The organism is Mycobacterium sp. 1274756.6 (assembly GCF_001668625.1).
In the GTDB taxonomy this organism is placed as follows: Bacteria; Actinomycetota; Actinomycetes; order Mycobacteriales; family Mycobacteriaceae; genus Mycobacterium.
The window spans coordinates 36,590-52,530 of record NZ_LZLJ01000093.1 but is presented as its reverse complement, the minus strand read 5'-3'; the positions used below and the strand labels follow the sequence as shown (position 1 = coordinate 52,530).

The 15,941-nt window shown below is 72.1% G+C and carries 15 protein-coding genes and 1 pseudogene; 9 read left to right on the top strand and 7 right to left on the bottom strand.

Annotated features, from left to right (window positions below; all coding sequences use genetic code 11):
- Position 1: 1 nt before the first annotated feature.
- Positions 2-199 (bottom strand): helix-turn-helix transcriptional regulator, encoded by a 198-nt coding sequence (locus A5643_RS14925; protein WP_231995597.1) that lies wholly within the window; start codon positions 197-199, stop codon positions 2-4.
- A 227-nt stretch (positions 200-426) separates the two neighbouring features.
- Here A5643_RS14925 and ctaD point away from each other — a divergent pair, with 227 nt between their 5' ends.
- The gene (gene ctaD / locus A5643_RS14920; RefSeq protein WP_066857174.1) at positions 427-2,157 is read left to right on the top strand and encodes an aa3-type cytochrome oxidase subunit I; all 1,731 of its coding nucleotides are present in this window, start codon (positions 427-429) and stop codon (positions 2,155-2,157) included.
- A 1-nt stretch (position 2,158) separates the two neighbouring features.
- Here the strand turns inward: ctaD and A5643_RS14915 are convergent, their stop codons facing one another.
- Positions 2,159-2,608 (bottom strand): group III truncated hemoglobin, encoded by a 450-nt coding sequence (locus A5643_RS14915; protein ID WP_066857172.1) that lies wholly within the window; start codon positions 2,606-2,608, stop codon positions 2,159-2,161.
- Entirely contained in the window at positions 2,601-3,311 is a 711-nt protein-coding gene (locus A5643_RS14910; protein WP_231995595.1) for a helix-turn-helix transcriptional regulator, read from the bottom strand. Before A5643_RS14910 ends, A5643_RS14915 begins: the two co-directional genes overlap by 8 nt.
- A 124-nt stretch (positions 3,312-3,435) precedes the next feature.
- Here A5643_RS14910 and A5643_RS14905 point away from each other — a divergent pair, with 124 nt between their 5' ends.
- Positions 3,436-4,839, top strand: a complete 1,404-nt coding sequence (locus tag A5643_RS14905) for an acyl-CoA synthetase (RefSeq protein WP_066857169.1) — start codon at positions 3,436-3,438, stop codon at positions 4,837-4,839.
- Between the two features lie 125 nt (positions 4,840-4,964).
- A complete protein-coding gene (locus A5643_RS14900; RefSeq protein ID WP_066857166.1) occupies positions 4,965-5,249 on the top strand; it encodes a hypothetical protein in 285 nt (94 codons plus the stop codon).
- Between the two features lie 52 nt (positions 5,250-5,301).
- Here A5643_RS14900 and dapD read toward each other — a convergent pair whose 3' ends face one another.
- Both dapD and A5643_RS18485 read right to left on the bottom strand, forming a co-directional pair.
- Positions 5,302-6,255: a 2,3,4,5-tetrahydropyridine-2,6-dicarboxylate N-succinyltransferase gene (gene dapD, locus A5643_RS14895; protein WP_156628856.1), complete on the bottom strand. Its 954-nt coding sequence runs from the start codon at positions 6,253-6,255 to the stop codon at positions 5,302-5,304.
- Positions 6,256-6,323: 68 nt separating this feature from the next.
- On the bottom strand, positions 6,324-6,488 hold the full coding sequence (locus A5643_RS18485; protein WP_197497759.1) for a hypothetical protein: 165 nt from the start codon (positions 6,486-6,488) through the stop codon (positions 6,324-6,326).
- 93 nt (positions 6,489-6,581) lie between these two features.
- On the opposite strand from A5643_RS18485, the gene A5643_RS14890 reads away from it, so the two are divergent.
- The gene (locus tag A5643_RS14890; RefSeq protein ID WP_066857160.1) at positions 6,582-7,595 is read left to right on the top strand and encodes a carbon-nitrogen hydrolase family protein; all 1,014 of its coding nucleotides are present in this window, start codon (positions 6,582-6,584) and stop codon (positions 7,593-7,595) included.
- Here A5643_RS14890 and A5643_RS14885 read toward each other — a convergent pair.
- The gene (locus A5643_RS14885; protein WP_156628829.1) at positions 7,592-8,404 is read right to left on the bottom strand and encodes a hypothetical protein; all 813 of its coding nucleotides are present in this window, start codon (positions 8,402-8,404) and stop codon (positions 7,592-7,594) included. The genes A5643_RS14890 and A5643_RS14885 overlap by 4 nt on opposite strands.
- 85 nt (positions 8,405-8,489) lie before the next feature.
- Between A5643_RS14885 and dapE the strand changes: the two genes are divergently transcribed.
- The gene (gene dapE / locus A5643_RS14880; protein ID WP_066857155.1) at positions 8,490-9,551 is read left to right on the top strand and encodes a succinyl-diaminopimelate desuccinylase; all 1,062 of its coding nucleotides are present in this window, start codon (positions 8,490-8,492) and stop codon (positions 9,549-9,551) included.
- Here the strand turns inward: dapE and A5643_RS14875 are convergent.
- Positions 9,536-11,575: an AAA family ATPase gene (locus A5643_RS14875; protein WP_066857153.1), complete on the bottom strand. Its 2,040-nt coding sequence runs from the start codon at positions 11,573-11,575 to the stop codon at positions 9,536-9,538. The two genes, dapE and A5643_RS14875, sit on opposite strands and share 16 nt — an antisense overlap.
- Before the next feature lie 48 nt (positions 11,576-11,623).
- Between A5643_RS14875 and log the strand changes: the two genes are divergently transcribed.
- From log to A5643_RS14855, 4 genes and pseudogenes are all read left to right on the top strand, one after another.
- A complete protein-coding gene (gene log, locus A5643_RS14870) occupies positions 11,624-12,175 on the top strand; it encodes a cytokinin riboside 5'-monophosphate phosphoribohydrolase (RefSeq protein WP_066857150.1) in 552 nt (183 codons plus the stop codon).
- Between the two features lie 85 nt (positions 12,176-12,260).
- Positions 12,261-14,042 (top strand): long-chain-acyl-CoA synthetase FadD6, encoded by a 1,782-nt coding sequence (gene fadD6, locus A5643_RS14865; protein ID WP_066857147.1) that lies wholly within the window; start codon positions 12,261-12,263, stop codon positions 14,040-14,042.
- A pseudogene (folP, locus tag A5643_RS14860) lies at positions 13,979-14,973 on the top strand (dihydropteroate synthase). The gene fadD6 and the pseudogene folP overlap by 64 nt, the downstream one beginning before the upstream one ends.
- On the top strand, positions 14,970-15,929 hold the full coding sequence (locus A5643_RS14855; RefSeq protein WP_066857145.1) for a glucosyl-3-phosphoglycerate synthase: 960 nt from the start codon (positions 14,970-14,972) through the stop codon (positions 15,927-15,929). The pseudogene folP and the gene A5643_RS14855 overlap by 4 nt, the downstream one beginning before the upstream one ends.
- Positions 15,930-15,941: the final 12 nt, after the last annotated feature.

Here is a 15,941-nt window from a genome sequence, read left to right as displayed (position 1 = left end):
ATCAGCGCGGCGAGACCGCCAGGTCCAGGCCGAGCACCTCGACGATCGCGGCGACCAGTTCGAGTTTGACCGAGCCGGCGCCGTATTCGATCGCCTGCACGCTCGAGCGCGACACGCCGGCCAACTCGGCCAGGGCCTGCTGGGTCAACTGCAAGTCGATGCGCCGCGCCGCGATCCGTTCGGCGAGTTCGGCGATCACCGGAATGGACTCGTCACGGCAGGGACTGGTTCGCCGCGGACCGGTCACCGCACCCCCTAGAACGTCGAAGGTCTCACTGTGTCAACGGACCTGCCGGAGCGCTAATGGCCCGCCCCGGCTCGATTTAAAGTACTACAATCCGCTAATAGGAGCGCTCGGCGGTGGTGCCCCCGGATGGGTACGCTGGTGACAACGGCGCACGGCAATCGACGCAACGGGGCGACGACATGACCTCATTCGCAACTCGGCCGAGCACCTCGCTGGAACCGGCACGGCCCTACCCGGCACGCACCGGACCGAAGGGTTCCCTGCTCTACAAGGCGATCACCACGACCGACCCGAAACTGATCGGGATCATGTATCTGGTCACCACGTTCGCCTTCTTCCTGGCCGGCGGGCTGCTGGCGCTGCTGATGCGCCTGGAGTTGGCCGCGCCGGGGATGCAGTTCCTCTCCAACGAACAGTTCAACCAGCTGTTCACCATGCACGGCACGATCATGCTGCTGCTGTATGCCACCCCGGTGGTGTTCGGGTTCGCCAACGTGGTGCTGCCGCTGCAGATCGGCGCACCCGACGTGGCCTTCCCGCGGCTGAACGCGTTCTCCTACTGGCTGTACCTGTTCGGGGCGCTGATCACCGTCGCCGGCTTCATCACCCCCGGCGGCGCCGCCGAATTCGGTTGGACCGGTTACACACCGCTCAGCGACGCCGTGCACTCCCCGGGCGCCGGCGCCGATCTGTGGATCACCGGGCTGGTCGTGGCCGGTCTGGGCACCATCCTGGGCGGGGTTAACATGATCACCACCGTGGTGTGCATGCGCGCGCCGGGCATGACGATGTTCCGGCTGCCGATCTTCACCTGGAACATCCTGATCACGATGATCATGGTGCTGATCGTCTTCCCGCTGCTGACCGCCGCGCTACTCGGCCTGTCCTACGACCGTCACCTCGGCGGGCACATCTACGACCCGGCCAACGGCGGGGTGATCCTCTGGCAACACCTGTTCTGGTTCTTCGGTCACCCCGAGGTCTACATCGTGGCGCTGCCGTTCTTCGGCATCGTCACCGAGATCTTCCCGGTGTTCAGCCGCAAACCGGTGTTCGGTTATACCGCAATGGTGTTCGCCACCATGTCGATCGCGGCGCTGTCCACCGCGGTGTGGGCGCACCACATGTTCGCCACCGGCGCGGTGCTGCTGCCGTTCTTCTCCTTGATGAGCTACATGATCGCGGTGCCCACCGGGATCAAGTTCTTCAACTGGATCGGCACGATGTGGAAGGGCCAGCTGACCTTCGAGGCGCCCATGCTGTTCGCGCTGGGCTTCGCGGTGACCTTCCTCGCGGGCGGGCTGTCGGGGGTGATGCTGGCCAGCCCGCCGCTGGACTTCCACGTCACCGACACCTACTTCCTGGTGGCGCACTTCCACTACGTGCTGTTCGGCACGATCGTGTTCGCCACCTTCGCCGGCATCTACTTCTGGTTCCCCAAGATGACCGGGCGGCTGCTCGACGAGCGGCTGGCCAAGGTGCACTTCTGGTTGACCTTCATCGGGTTCCACACCACGTTCCTGGTGCAGCACTGGCTGGGCAACGAGGGCATGCCGCGCCGCTACGCCGACTACCTGCCCTCCGACGGCTACCAACCGCTGAACATCGTGTCCACGATCGGCGCCTGCACGCTGGCGATCTCAATGCTGCCGTTCGTGTGGAACGTGTTCAAGAGCTGGCGCTACGGCGAGGTCGTCACCGTCGACGACCCGTGGGGCTACGGGTGCTCGCTGGAGTGGGCGACCAGCTGCCCGCCGCCGCGGCACAACTTCTTCGAACTGCCCCGGATCCGTTCGGAGCGTCCGGCGTTCGAGCTGCACTACCCGCACATGGTGGAACGGATGCGCGCCGAGGCCCACATCGGCCGCAAGCCGCCCTACCACGACCCGGTCGAACCCGAGCGCACCTGAGTCAGAGCCGTGCGGTGGCTACGACGGCGTCGAGCTCGGGATTGTTGCCGCCGGTCAGCCGCCGGTGCATCGCCCACGCGAAGCGGGCGGCCTCGGTTTTGGCGCGATGGGAGACCGGGCCGGCGAACATCTCGTCGATGGTGGACACCCAGGTGGTCAGCCATCGGGCGAAATGCCGGCCCGCCAACGGGGTTCGGCCGTGGACACTCAGATGCGCCGGCAGTGGACTGCCCCGATACAGACCGGCCCGGAACAGCACGGTCTCCCAGAAGTCGGCCATCACCGGGATGTGCTGGTCGAGTCCGCTGACCTCGCGCACCTCGGTGAACGGGACCGCGAGCACCTCGTCGACGAGGACCCGGCCGTAGAAGCAGCGCAGCAGTTCCTCCAGATCGGCGCGGTCGCCGATGTCGGTGTAGTCCCGCGTCGGCGTGGCCGTCGCGTCAGTCATCGGCGAAAATCCTTGCGGTGCACAGCTCCGGGGTGATGAACGGCTCCAGGTCGACCTGCGAGCTCGAACCGGTGCCTGCCGTCAGGCCCCGCAGCAGTCCCAGATGGATCCCGCAGCTCACCTCCGGATAGGTCAGCGCCAAATCCTTGACCGGGCAGCTGCGCAACTGGATCGTGCGCTCCGGGCCGTCGGCCGCGCCGAGGGTGGGCGCGAAACCCATCTGCTCGAACACCGCGGCGGCGAAACCGGCCTGCACGTCGAGGGCGTCGGCGTCCTCGGCGGGTTCCGAGGCGTCGGCCTGCTCGGCCAGGATCCGTGTCGCCCAACGCCGGCCCGCCCGCTCGGCGCGCTGCCGCCGCTCCTCGACGGTGTCGCCCAACTCCATCGCGAGGACCTCGACCACGCTGCGGTAGTCCATCCGGCCCTGCACCGCCAGGTAGCCGGTGCGGGGCCGGCCCACCCCGGCGCGGTTGATGCGGGTGCGGGCCACCTGCCCCTCGTTGCACAGCGCGTCGAGGTGGAACCGCACGGTGGTCACGTGCAACCCGGTGAGGCCGGCCAGTGTGGCGGCGTCGACCACGCCGCGCTGCTCGCGCACCAGACCCAAGATGCGTTCCCGTTGTTTGGTGCGGGGCCACCGCGCGGAGCGGTCCTGCCGCGGGTCGGCGGCGTGTTGCCTGGAGTTGCCGGAATCGCTCACCACGGGCGTAGTTCCTCCCACCGCTATTTAACGGAGAACAGTCATCGATTTTAGCATCGCCAGAAGGGGCCGACCGCGTGCCGATCGCTGCCCACCTTAGCGAAGAACGCCCGGTAACCTCGCTGCCGTGCTGCTGACCTCGCTGAATCCCGCTGCCGGCGCCGATATCCCCGACGCGGTCCGGATCGACGGCGCCGTGCTCAGCCGCGCCGACCTGATCGGCGCGGCCACCGCGGCCGCCGAACGGGTGGCCGGGGCGCGCCGCGTCGCGGTGCTGGCCACCCCGACCGTGCCGACCGTGCTGGCCGTCGCCGGCTGTCTGATCGCCGGTGTGCCCGCGGTGCCGGTGCCCGCCGATGTCGGTGCGGCCGAACGCCGCCACATCCTCACCGACTCCGGGGCGCAGGCGTGGCTGGGCGACGCGCCGGCCGACACCGGCGGGCTGCCGCACATCCCGGTGCGCCGCCACGCCCGGTCCTATCACCGCCATCCCGAGCCGCCGCCGGAGGCCACCGCGCTGATCATCTACACCTCCGGCACCACCGGACCGCCCAAGGGGGTGCCGCTGAGCCGCCGGGCGATCGCCGCCGACCTCGACGCGCTGGCCACCGCCTGGCAGTGGAGCCCCGACGACGTGCTGGTGCACGGCCTGCCGTTGTTCCACGTCCACGGTCTGGTGCTGGGCCTGCTCGGCTCGCTGCGGGTGGGCAACCGGTTCGTGCACACCGGGCGACCCGGGCCCGCCGCCTACGCCGAGGCCGACGGCACGCTGTACTTCGGCGTGCCGACGGTGTGGTCGCGCATCGTCGCCGAACCCGCCGCCGCACGCGCGCTCGCCTCGGCGCGGCTGCTGGTCAGCGGCAGTGCGCCGCTGCCGGTCCCGGTCTTCGACCGGCTCGCCGACCTCAGCGGCCATCGGGCGATCGAACGCTACGGCAGCACCGAATCGCTGATCACGCTGTCCACCCGCGTCGACGGCGAGCGGCGGCCCGGCTGGGTGGGGCTGCCGCTCGACGAGGTGCAAACCCGGCTGGTCGACGAGGACGACCGGCCCGTCGCCCACGACGGGGAAACGATCGGGCGCCTGCAGGTGCGCGGGCCGATGGTCTTCGACGGCTACCTCAACCGCCCCGAGGCCACCGCGGAGGCGCTCGACGCCGACGGCTGGTACCGCACCGGCGACGTCGCCGTCATCGACGCCGACGGCATGCACCGCATCGTGGGCCGCGAATCGGTGGACCTGATCAAAACCGGCGGATTCCGGGTGGGCGCCGGGGAGATCGAGACCGCCCTGCTCGGCCACCCCGGGGTGCGGGAGGTCGCCGTCGTCGGCCTGCCCGACCCGGATCTCGGGCAGCGGATCGTGGCGTTCGTCGTGGGCTCGGCGGAGTTGGACACCGCGCAGTTGAGCGACTTCGTGGCCGGTGAACTGTCGGTCCACAAGCGGCCCCGCGAGGTGCGGATGGTGACCGAACTGCCGCGCAACGCCATGGGCAAGGTGCTCAAGAAGGAACTGCTGGCCGAGGGATGATCCGGGCTATGCCCACCGGCGGGCCGCCGCGGCGGTTAGTCTGACAGTCCGGCACGCCCGGACCGGCTGCTGTAAGCAGAACAGCGCCAACCCGGCTACAGCAGAACTAGAAGGGATACCGCAGCATGAATCGTCTCAGCGCCACCGCCCTCGGGGTGTTCGTCTCGGCGATGTTCGTCCTGACCGGATGTTCGGCGGGCATCGTCAACAAGGGTGGCGACACCACCTGCAAGGAATACCAGGACCTCGACAACGACAAGCAGCGTTCGGCCGTGGAGAAGATGGTCAACGACCGCAAGGGCGAAGAGGGCGCCAACCTGGAGGTCTCCGTGGTCCAGGCCGCCGTCGAGGCCTACTGCAAGACCGTCGGCACCAGCAGCAGCAAGATCAGCGAAGCCGACCTGTCCTGACCGACGCTGACGTGGGTGACGTCGCCGGGTGACCCCGGGGCGTCACCCACGCTCAGTTGGCGTGCAGATCCTCGTTGAGGACGATGCCGTGCCCGTCCCGGGAGACCGCCTCGACGGCCCCGGACACCGAGTTGCGCCGGAACAGCAGATTGTTCGACCCGGACAGCTCGCGGGCCTTGACCGTCGCCCCGTCGGGCAGCACCACCTTGGTCCCGGCGGTGACGTACAGCCCCGCCTCCACGACGCAGTCGTCGCCCAGCGAGATCCCCAGCCCGGCGTTGGCCCCCAGCAGGCAGCGCTGCCCGATCGAGATGACCTGGGTGCCGCCACCGGAGAGCGTGCCCATGATCGAGGCGCCGCCGCCGACGTCGGAGCCGTCGCCGACCACCACACCGGCGGAGATGCGGCCCTCGACCATCGAGGCGCCCAGCGTGCCGGCGTTGAAGTTGACGAACCCCTCGTGCATGACCGTGGTGCCGGCGGCCAGGTGCGCGCCCAGCCGGACCCGGTCGGCGTCGGCGACGCGCACCCCGGCCGGGACCACGTAGTCGACCATGCGCGGGAACTTGTCGACGCCGTAGACGGTGACCGGGCCGCGGCGGCGGAGCCGGGCGCGCACCGTCTCGAATCCCTCGACCGCGCACGGCCCGTGGTTGGTCCACACCACGTTGGTCAGCACACCGAACAGGCCGTCGGCGTTGAGCCCGTGCGGCGCCACCAACCGGTGCGACAGCAGGTGCAGCCGCAGGTAGGCGTCGTGCGCATCGGTGGCCTTGTCGGTCAGCGCGCCGATCACCGTGCGCACCGCGACCGTCTGGGTGCCGCGGTCCTCGTCGCGGCCGGTCAGCCCGACCAGCTCCGCCGGCACGTCGGCTCCGGTGAGCCGGGTGGAGCCGGGCTGCTCCGCCCCGCCGAGTTGCGGTGCGGGAAACCAGGTGTCGAGGACCGACCCGTCGTCGGCCAGTGTCGCCAAACCGATACCCCAAGCTGCAGTCACGCCGGTCAGGCTACTGTCTGTGCGCCGCGCGGGCGCAGCAGACCCTCGCCGGCAGAGCTGGAGAGCCGATCGCGGCGTCAGCGTTCGCCGGTTTCGGCGGGGTCGTCGGCGCCCTCGGCCTGGTCGGGTTGCGGGCGCAGCCGGTCGGGCGGCTGCAGCATCTCCGGGTCCGCGTCCGGATCCTGCGCGGGGTCGTAGTCGGCCCGGTCGTCCTGCCGGTCGCCGGGCGGGCTGGGTGTCACCGCGATCCCTCCTGTTATCGCCGGGTCTGCTGGGGACGTACCCGCCGGCCGTGCCGCCAAACCGGGACACGGCCAAACCGGGACAATGGACAGATGGCTGCGCTTCCCTCCGTCCGGGTGGCGGCCGTACAGGCCGCCCCGATCTTCCTGGACCTCGCCGCGACCCTGGACAAGCTCGACGGGCTGGCCGGAGCGGCCGCGGACGGCGGGGCGGAACTGGTGGTGTTCGGCGAGAGCTTCGTGGCCGGCTTCCCGATCTGGAACGGCGTGCTGGCGCCGATCGACCAACACGACTTCCACGAACGGCTGGTCGACACCGCGATCACCGTGCCCGGGCCGGAGTGCGAGCGCCTCGGCGGCATCGCCCGCGCCCACCGGGTGGTGCTGTCGGTCGGGGTCAACGAGCGCAACCCGGACAGCCTCGGCCAGGTGTGGAACACCAACCTGGTCTTCGACCGGTCCGGCCGGCTGGTCAACCACCGCCGCAAGCTCGTCGCCACCTGGTACGAGCGCCTGACCTGGTCGCCCGGCGACGCCTACGACCTGCGTCCGGTCGACCTGGGCGGCTGGCAGATGGGTGCGCTGATCTGCGGGGAGAACACCAACACCCTGGCCCGCTTCGCGCTGCTCGCCCAGGGCGAACGCCTCCACCTGGCCACCTACCCGCCGGCGTGGCCGTTCGACGGCCGCACCGACACCTACGACTACGACCTGCCGGCGAACATCCAACTGCGGGCGGCCGCGCACGCCTTCGAGGGCAAGGTGTTCGTCGTGGTCGCCGCCACCACCCTCGACGACGACGCGCTGCAGCAGGTGGCCCGCGGCGACGCCCGCATCGAGCAGGCGCTGCGCGCGACGGCCCCGGCGTCGATGGTCCTGGGTCCCGACGGCCGGCTGGTGGCCGGGCCGCTGGCCGAGGACGGCATTCTGCACGCCGAACTCGATCTGCAGCGTGAGGTCGTCGCCAAACAGGCGCACGACATCGTCGGCACCTACAACCGCTCGGACATCTTCTCGCTCTCGGTCGACATGCGCCGCCGGTCCATCCTCGACCCGCACGACGACGCGCCGGTGCCGGAGACCGGCTCCGAAGACCCCCGGCGTTAGCCCGCGGCGGCCCGCAGTTCGCTGCGCCACCGCTCGAAGCGCTGCGCCAGCGCTGCGTCGAGGGACTGCAACCGCCGGATGTGATCGTCGAGGTAGTCGGTGTAGAGCGCGACGAAGCCGCGGCGCAGCAATTCTTCGGCGTCCGCGTCGGTGGGCGGCTCGCTGCGCCACCGAAACGCCGCGGCCACCAGGTCGGCGGCCGGGCCCCGGTGGCGGTCCGCGTAGTGGTCGACGGCGGCGTGGTTGGTGCCCTCCAGGCCGGTGTCGGCGGTGAACAGGAACCGGACCGGGAACAGCACCAGTTTGGTCATCGCCCGGACGCCACCGGCGCTCAGCCGGGCCGGGTCGGCGGCGCAGTCCACCACCTGCTCGGCCAGCAGGTCGAGGGCGAAGCGGGCGCCGGCCACCGTCAACTCGGCGCGGCCCGGGGGAGTCAGCTCCGCGCGGATGTCGCGGCCGTGCAGCAGCCGGCCGTGCTCGAACAGGCAGAGCCGGTCGAGCGGGGGAAACCGGCCCTCGGTGCTGCCCGACCGCAGCGACGCCGGAGACCCCCAGAAAATCGAGACCCGGGCGTGCAGGTCGGAGCCGAGCGCGCGGACCGCGTCACCCAGGCCGTGCACCGCCGCCGCATCGGCGGGGGTGAGCGGATCGGTGAGGATCACCGCGGTGTCGACATCGCTGACCAGCGGGCTGAACCCGCCGTGCGCCAGGCTGCCGAGCGCATACACCGCGAGCAGCCGCCCGTCGGCGAACGTATCCCGTGCGCTCGCCACCACATCGGCCAGCACGGCCTCGCCGTCGTCTGCCACCACCAGGTTCCTTCCGGTCCGGACCGACCCACCCACCCGCGGCATACCCACTTCGGGTCGGGTCCCACCCGTTAGGCTGCCAGGCGTGCTGGACTTAGGCGGTGATCCGGTCGCGTTGACCGCGGCGTTGGTCGACATTCCCAGCGAGTCGCGCCACGAGGCCCGCATCGCCGACGAGGTCGAAGCCGCGCTGCGCGCGCAGACCCGCGGGTTCGAGATCGTTCGCAACGGCAACGCGGTGCTGGCCCGCACCGCGTCGGGGTGGCCCAGCCGGGTGCTGCTCGCCGGCCACCTCGACACCGTCCCGGCGGCCGACAACCTGCCCAGCCGCCGGGTCGGCGACCAGCTCTACGGCTGCGGCACCGCGGACATGAAATCCGGGGTCGCGGTTTTCCTGCACCTGGCCGCCACCCTCACCGCCCCGGCCCACGACCTGACCCTGGTGTTCTACGACTGCGAGGAGATCGAGGCCGCGGCCAACGGTCTGGGCCGCATCGAACGCGAACTGCCCGAATGGCTCGACGCCGACCTGGCCGTGCTCGGCGAACCGACCGCCGGCTACATCGAGGCGGGTTGTCAGGGCACCCTGCGGGTGGTGATCAGCGCGGCCGGCACCCGTGCGCACTCGGCGCGATCCTGGCTGGGCGACAACGCCATCCACCGGCTGGGCGCGGTGCTGGGGCGGCTGGCCGACTACCGGGCGCGCAGTGTCGACATCGACGGCTGCCGCTACCGGGAGGGACTGTCGGCGGTGCGCATCGACGGCGGGGTGGCCGGCAACGTCATCCCCGACGCCGCCTCGGTGACCGTCAACTACCGCTTCGCCCCGGACCGGTCCCCGGCCGAAGCGCTCACCCACGTCGAGGAGGTCTTCGCCGGACTCGACGTCACCATCGAACAGACCGACGCGGCGGCCGGGGCGCTGCCCGGACTGCACCGCCCGGCGGCCCGGGCGCTGGTCGAGGCGGCCGGACAGGTCCGCGCCAAGTACGGCTGGACCGACGTGTCGCGGTTCGCCGCCCGCGGCGTCCCGGCGGTCAACTACGGACCCGGTGACCCGAACCTGGCGCACACCCGCGACGAGCATGTGCCGGTCGCGCAGATCACCGCCGCCACCGACCTGCTGCGCCGTTACCTGAGCGGCTGACCCGCCGCCAGCGCGCGGGCCTCGGCGAGTGCCTGCGCGCCGACGGCGCAGCCGACCCGCGCATCCAGTCGCGCCAACGGATCCGCGGCGTGCCGGTCGCCCAACCGGACCGCCTCCCGCCACGCCCGCAGTGCCACCGCCCGCTGCCCTGCGCGCTCGGCCATCCGGGCGGCGTCGCGGGCGGCGAGGACCGCGCCGTGCCGGTCGTTCATGGCCGCCCGCTGCCAGGCGCGTGCCACCCCCAGCTCCGGGGTGAACAGCGCCGACTTGGTGCCGTGCCGGGATTCGGCGCGGCTCAACGCTTTCGACGCCGCCGCCACGTCGCCGCCGCGGGCCAGCGCGGTGGCGAGCAGCATCAGCGACAGCGGACCCCACGAGTAGCCGGTGCGCTCCAGCGCGGCGGCGGCCGGCCCGAGCAGCGCCGCCGCGCGGTCGGCCTGCCCGCCGGCCAGCAGTACCTCGGCGAGCAGCACCTCGCCGATCGCCCGGCCGGGCTGCTGCAGTTCGGCGAAGTCGGTGAACTGCTGAGCCAGCTCCAGCGCCTCGTCCAGCCGGTCGGCCAGGATCAGCGTGGTCACCTCGGCGAGCCCGACGGTGAACCGCAGCAGACCGGGGTGCTCGGCGCCCAGCGCCCGCTGCACCATCGGGCCGACCTGCTCGAAGCGGCCCTGCCGTGCGGCGCACAGCGCGGCGGCGCTGCCAGCCCAGGCCACCGCGGTGTCCCCGGCCTCCGGCGCGGCCAGCACCCGCCCGGAGATCTCCACGGCACGGTCGAGATTGCCGGCGTTCATCGCGAAGGTGGCGGCCAGCGCATCCAGGGTGATCTGCTCGCAGGGGTCGTTCAGCCGCCTGCGGGTGGACTGCAGGAAGGCGGTCGCCCGCTCGGGCTCGCCGAGCCCGAAGAACTGGTTGGCGGCCCGCGGCAACGCCCAGGACAGCAGCTCCGCTTCGGACAACCCGGCCGGGTCGACGGCGGCGAGCACCGCGTCGGCGTCGCGCCCGCGGCCGCGGTAGCCCAGCGCGGTGGCCAGCACCAGCCGGGCCGGCAACCCGGCACCGCGCTCCAACGCCGACTCGGCCAGCTGTTCGGCCAGCCGCAGCGCCCCCAGGCGCAATGCCTCGCCGGCGGCCGCCACCACCTCGTCCACCGGCTGGGGCGCGGTGGAGCCGACGGCCAGCACCGCACGGCGCAGCCGGTCGCTGACCTGGTCGTCCGGCCCGGCCGGCAACTGCCCAAGCACCTCGGTGCGCCGTGCCCGCGCGCCGTCCGCGCCCAGCGCGGCCAGCGCCCGCTCGGTGAACAGCGGATGCGCGCTGTAGACCACCGGGTCGATGCCGCGGCCACCGCGCACCCGGGTCTCGGCGGCCCCGAACCGCTCGGCCAGCTCCACCGCGTCGGCGCCGGCCAGCGCGGCCAGCGCCGGCAGCAACAGCGGCTCGGCCACCGCCAGGTAGTCGACCACCGCGCGGGCCGGTGCCGGCAGCTCGGCGAGGAACTCGTCGACCTCGGCGGCGGTGGTGCCCGCCGGCGGGGTGAGGTCGATGCGCTCGAGCAGGGCGTCGGTCCACAGCGCGGTGAGCATGGCGACCGCCGCGTCGGGGCGGGCGCTGACCACCATCCGCGCCGCCCCGGCCAGCGCGAGTTGGTAGACCAGCGTTGCCGAGAGCAGGTCCAGCTCGTGGGCGTCGTCGACCACCAGCAGCAGGTCGGCCTCCTCGCCGGCCCCGACCAGTGAGGCCCGCGCGGCCCGCAGCAGCGCGGCGGGTTTGCCGATCTCAGCGACCTCGATCAGGTGGCTGAACGCCCCGAACGGCACCGCCCGCTCGGTCGGGGTGCCGGTCACCCAGCGCACCACGGTGCCCGGCGCGGCGGCGGCCCGCCGTTCGGCGGCCAGTCGGGCCAGCGTGGACTTGCCGACCCCGTCGGGCCCGAGCACCACCGCGCCGCGGGCGGCCCCCGACAGCGCGGCATCGAGTCGCTCCTGGGCGGCCGCGTGGCGGGGGACGTTCCACCGGATCGGCATCGGGGCGGAGTTTACGGTGCCCGACACCCCCCGGCTAGCCTTTCCGGTGTGCGGTGGCCGTCGGAGTGGGTGGTGTGCGTGTACTGCGCGTCCGGACCGATCCATCCGGAGCTGCTGGCGCTGGCCGGGCAGGTCGGGATGGCGATCGCCGAACGGGGCTGGACGCTGGTGTGGGGCGGGGGCAACGTCTCGGCGATGGGGGCGCTGGCCACCGGGGCCCGGGTCCGCGGCGGCCGCACGGTCGGGGTGATCCCGGCGGCGCTGGTCGGCCGCGAACTGGCCGACGTGGACGCCGACGAGCTGATCGTCACCGAGACGATGCGCCAGCGCAAACAGATCATGGAAGACCACGCCGACGTGTTCCTCACCCTGCCCGGCGGCATCGGCACCCTCGAGGAGATGTTCGAGGCGTGGACGGCCGGCCACCTCGGCATGCACGACAAGCCGGTGGTGGTGCTCGACCCCGACGGCCACTACGACGGGCTGTGGCGGTGGCTCGACGGGCTGGTCGACAGCGGTTACGTGCCGCCGGGCGCGATGGAGCGGCTGCAGGTGGTCAGTGACCTCGAGGCGGCGCTGATAGCCTGCGCGCCGGGCTGACCGCCCGATTAGGCTGGCGGCAGGCGGTCGCCCGGCCTGCGCGAACCCGGAGACGAGACAGGGGCGAGAGATGGCGAGGGATAACGTGTCCGATCACGGCTCAGCGGCGCTCACCTCGGTGGGCGTGCGCGACATCGCTGCCCGCCTGCCCGGGCTGCTGCCCGATCTGCCGGTGATCCTGCGCGGCGCGGTGACCGGGCTGCGGGCACGCCCCAACACCCGCACCTCGATCGGGCGGGTGTTCCAGGACCGCGCCGCCCGCTACGCCGACCGGGTGTTCGTGCGCTTCGCCGACACCACGATCACCTACGCCGAGGCCAACGCCACCGTCAACCGGTACGCGGCGGTGCTCGCGGCGCGCGGCGCCGCCCGCGGGGACGTGGTCGGCATCATGCTGCGCAACTCACCCAACGCGGTGCTGATGATGCTCGCGGCGGTCAAGTGCGGCGCGATCGCCGGGATGGTCAACTACAACCAGCAGGGCGAGGTCCTCGCCCACAGCCTCGGCCTCATCGACGCCAAGGTGCTGGTGACCGAGGCGGACCTGGTCAGCGTCATCGAGGACAGCGGCGCGACGACCTCCGGGCTGCTGTCGGTGGAGGAGTTGGAGCGCCTGGCCGCCGACCAGCCCACCCTCAACCCGCCGAGCGTGGACGAGGTGCGGGCCAAAGACGCCGCCTTCTACATCTTCACCTCCGGCACCACCGGCTTCCCCAAGGCCAGCATCATGAGCCACCGCCGCTGGCTGCGGGCGCTGACCGCGTTCGGCGGGCTCGGGCTGCGGCTGCACAGCGACGACACCCTCTACTGCGCGTTGCCGCTGTACCACAACAACGCGCTCACGGTGGCGCTGTCCTCGGTGCTCAACTCCGGGTCGACGCTGGCGCTGGACTCCTCGTTCTCGGCGTCGCGGTTCTGGGACCGGGTGATCGCCGCCGACGCCACCGCCTTCGTCTACATCGGTGAGATCTGCCGCTACCTGCTCAACCAGCCGCCCAAACCCACCGACCGCGCGCACCGGGTGCGGGTGATCTGCGGCAACGGTCTGCGCCCGGAGATCTGGGACGAGTTCGCCGAGCGGTTCGGCATCCCCCGGATCTGCGAGTTCTACGGCGCCAGCGAGGGCAACGCCGCGTTCATCAACATGCTGAACATGCCGCGCACCGCGGGGATGGCGCCGATGCCGCTGGCCTACGTCGAGTACGACCCGGAGACCGGCGAGCCGCTGCGCGGCCCCGACGGCCGGGTGCGCCGGGTCCCCACCGGGCAGCCGGGCCTGCTGATCAGCCCGGTCAACAAGCTCTCCCCGTTCGACGGCTACACCGACCCGGAGGCCACCGAGAAGAAGCTGATCCGCAACGCGTTCAAGGACGGCGACTGCTGGTTCAACACCGGGGACCTGATGACCTCCCAGGGGCTGGGCCACGGCGCGTTCGTCGACCGCCTCGGCGACACCTTCCGCTGGAAGGGCGAGAACGTCGCCACCACCGAGGTGGAGGCCGCGGTCAGCGCCTGCGACGAGGTCGAGGAATGCGCGGTCTTCGGCGTCGAGGTGCCCCGCACCGGCGGGCGGGCCGGGATGGCCGCGGTCAAACTGCGCGACGGCGCGGAGTTCGACGGACGCAGCCTGGCCGAGGCCGTCACCAAGCGGCTGCCCGGGTACGCGGTGCCGCTGTTCGTCCGGGTGGTCGACTCGATGGTGCACACCAGCACCTTCAAGAGCCGCAAGGTCGAGCTGCGCGAACAGGGCTACGGCGCCGAGGTCACCGACCCGCTGCATGTGCTGGCCGGGCCGCAGGAGGGATACGTGCCGTTCTACCCGGAGTATCCCGACGAGGTGGCGGCCGGGACCCGCCCGCAGGCCTGACCCGATCGCCCCGCCCCTGCCGAGCGGGCGGCGCCGACCAGGCACTATGGACAGCGTGCACGCAACCCTGTGCGGCCGCCCGGTCGCCGGCGATCGCCCGCTGATCATGGCGATCGTCAACCGCACCCCGGACTCCTTCTACGACCGCGGCGCCACCTTCGACGACCGGGCCGCCCAGGACGCGGTGCACCGCGTCATCGCCGAGGGAGCCGACGCCGTCGACGTCGGCGGGGTCAAGGCCGGGCCCGGCGAGCACGTCGACGCGGCCACCGAGATCGCCCGGGTGGTGCCGTTCATCGAATGGGTCCGCGGCCGCTACCCCGACCAGCTGATCAGCGTCGACACCTGGCGGGCGGAGGTGGCCAAACAGGCCTGCGCGGCCGGCGCCGACCTGATCAACGACACCTGGGCGGGCGCGGACCCGCAGCTGGCGGCGGTGGCCGCCGAATTCGGCGCCGGGCTGGTCTGCTCGCACACCGGCGGGGCGGCGCCGCGCACCCGGCCGTTCCGGGTGCACTACGGCACCACCACCCGCGGTGTGGTCGACGCGGTGATCGGCGAGGTCACCGCCGCCGCCGAACGTGCCGTGGCCGCCGGGGTGGCCCGCGACCGGGTGCTGGTCGACCCCACCCACGACTTCGGCAAGAACACCTTCCACGGGCTGGCGCTGTTGCGTCATCTGGAAGACCTTGTTAGAACCGGGTGGCCCGTACTGATGGCGCTGAGCAACAAGGACTTCATCGGTGAGACGCTGGGTGTGGGCTTGACGGAGCGGCTGGAGGGAACGTTGGCGGCGACGGCGCTGGCGGCCTCCGCCGGGGCCCGGATGTTCCGGGTGCACGAGGTCGGGCCCACCCGCCGGGTGCTGGAGATGGTGGCATCGATCCGCGGTGAGCGTGCCCCGGCGCGCACGGTGAGGGGACTGGCATGACGACATCGGATCTGGCCGCCACGGACGGCGCGATCGCGACCCGGCCCGGGGACACCTGGCTGGGCGGTCGCACCTGGAGCCGGCCGGCCTGGACGGTGGCGGAGCTGGAGGCGGCCAAAGCCGGCCGCACCATCTCGGTGGTGCTGCCCGCCCTCAACGAGCAGGACACCATCGAATCGGTCATCGACAGCATCGCGCCGGTGGTCGGCGGGCTGGTCGACGAACTGATCGTGCTGGACTCGGGGTCCACCGACGACACCGAGATCCGCGCGATCGCCGCCGGCGCCCGGGTGGTCACCCGCGAACAGGCGCTGCCGGAGGTGGCGCCGCTGCCCGGTAAGGGCGAGGCGCTGTGGCGCTCGCTGGCGGCCACCAGCGGCGACATCGTGGTGTTCGTCGACTCCGACCTGATCGACCCCGACCCGATGTTCGTGCCGCGGCTGGTCGCGCCGCTGCTCACCGAGGACGGCGTCCACCTGGTGAAGAGCTTCTACCGGCGGCCGCTGAAGGTCGGCGGCAGCGAGGACGCCAACGGCGGCGGTCGGGTGACCGAGCTGGTGGCGCGGCCGCTGCTGGCGGCGCTGCGCCCGGAGCTGAGCTGCGTGCTGCAACCGCTGGGCGGCGAGTACGCCGGCAGCCGCGAACTGCTGACCTCGGTGCCGTTCGCGCCGGGCTACGGGGTGGAGATCGGGCTGCTGGTCGACACCTACGACCGGCTGGGCCTGGACGCGATCGCGCAGGTCAACCTCGGGGTGCGGGCACACCGCAACCGGTCGCTGGCCGAGCTGGGCGCGATGAGCAGGCAGGTCATCGCCACCTTGTTGTCGCGCTGCGGCATCGGCGACTCCGGGGTGGAGCTGACCCAGTTCCACCCCGACCGGGACGGCTACCTGGCCCGGCCGGTGCCGGTCTCGCTGGAGGACCGGCCCCCGATGAACACGCTGCGTCCGCGCTGACCGTCCCGCCGT

Bases quoted from the DNA above. Each gene is read 5' to 3' on its own strand.
- ctaD (WP_066857174.1), top strand. From the start codon at position 427: ATGACCTCATTCGCAACTCGGCCGAGCACCTCGCTGGAACCGGCACGG.
- A5643_RS14900 (WP_066857166.1), top strand. From the start codon at position 4,965: ATGAATCGTCTCAGCGCCACCGCCCTCGGGGTGTTCGTCTCGGCGATG.
- A5643_RS14855 (WP_066857145.1), top strand. From the start codon at position 14,970: ATGACGACATCGGATCTGGCCGCCACGGACGGCGCGATCGCGACCCGG.
- A5643_RS14875 (WP_066857153.1), bottom strand. From the start codon at position 11,575: ATGCCGATCCGGTGGAACGTCCCCCGCCACGCGGCCGCCCAGGAGCGA.
- A5643_RS14890 (WP_066857160.1), top strand. From the start codon at position 6,582: ATGGCTGCGCTTCCCTCCGTCCGGGTGGCGGCCGTACAGGCCGCCCCG.
- A5643_RS14915 (WP_066857172.1), bottom strand. From the start codon at position 2,608: ATGACTGACGCGACGGCCACGCCGACGCGGGACTACACCGACATCGGC.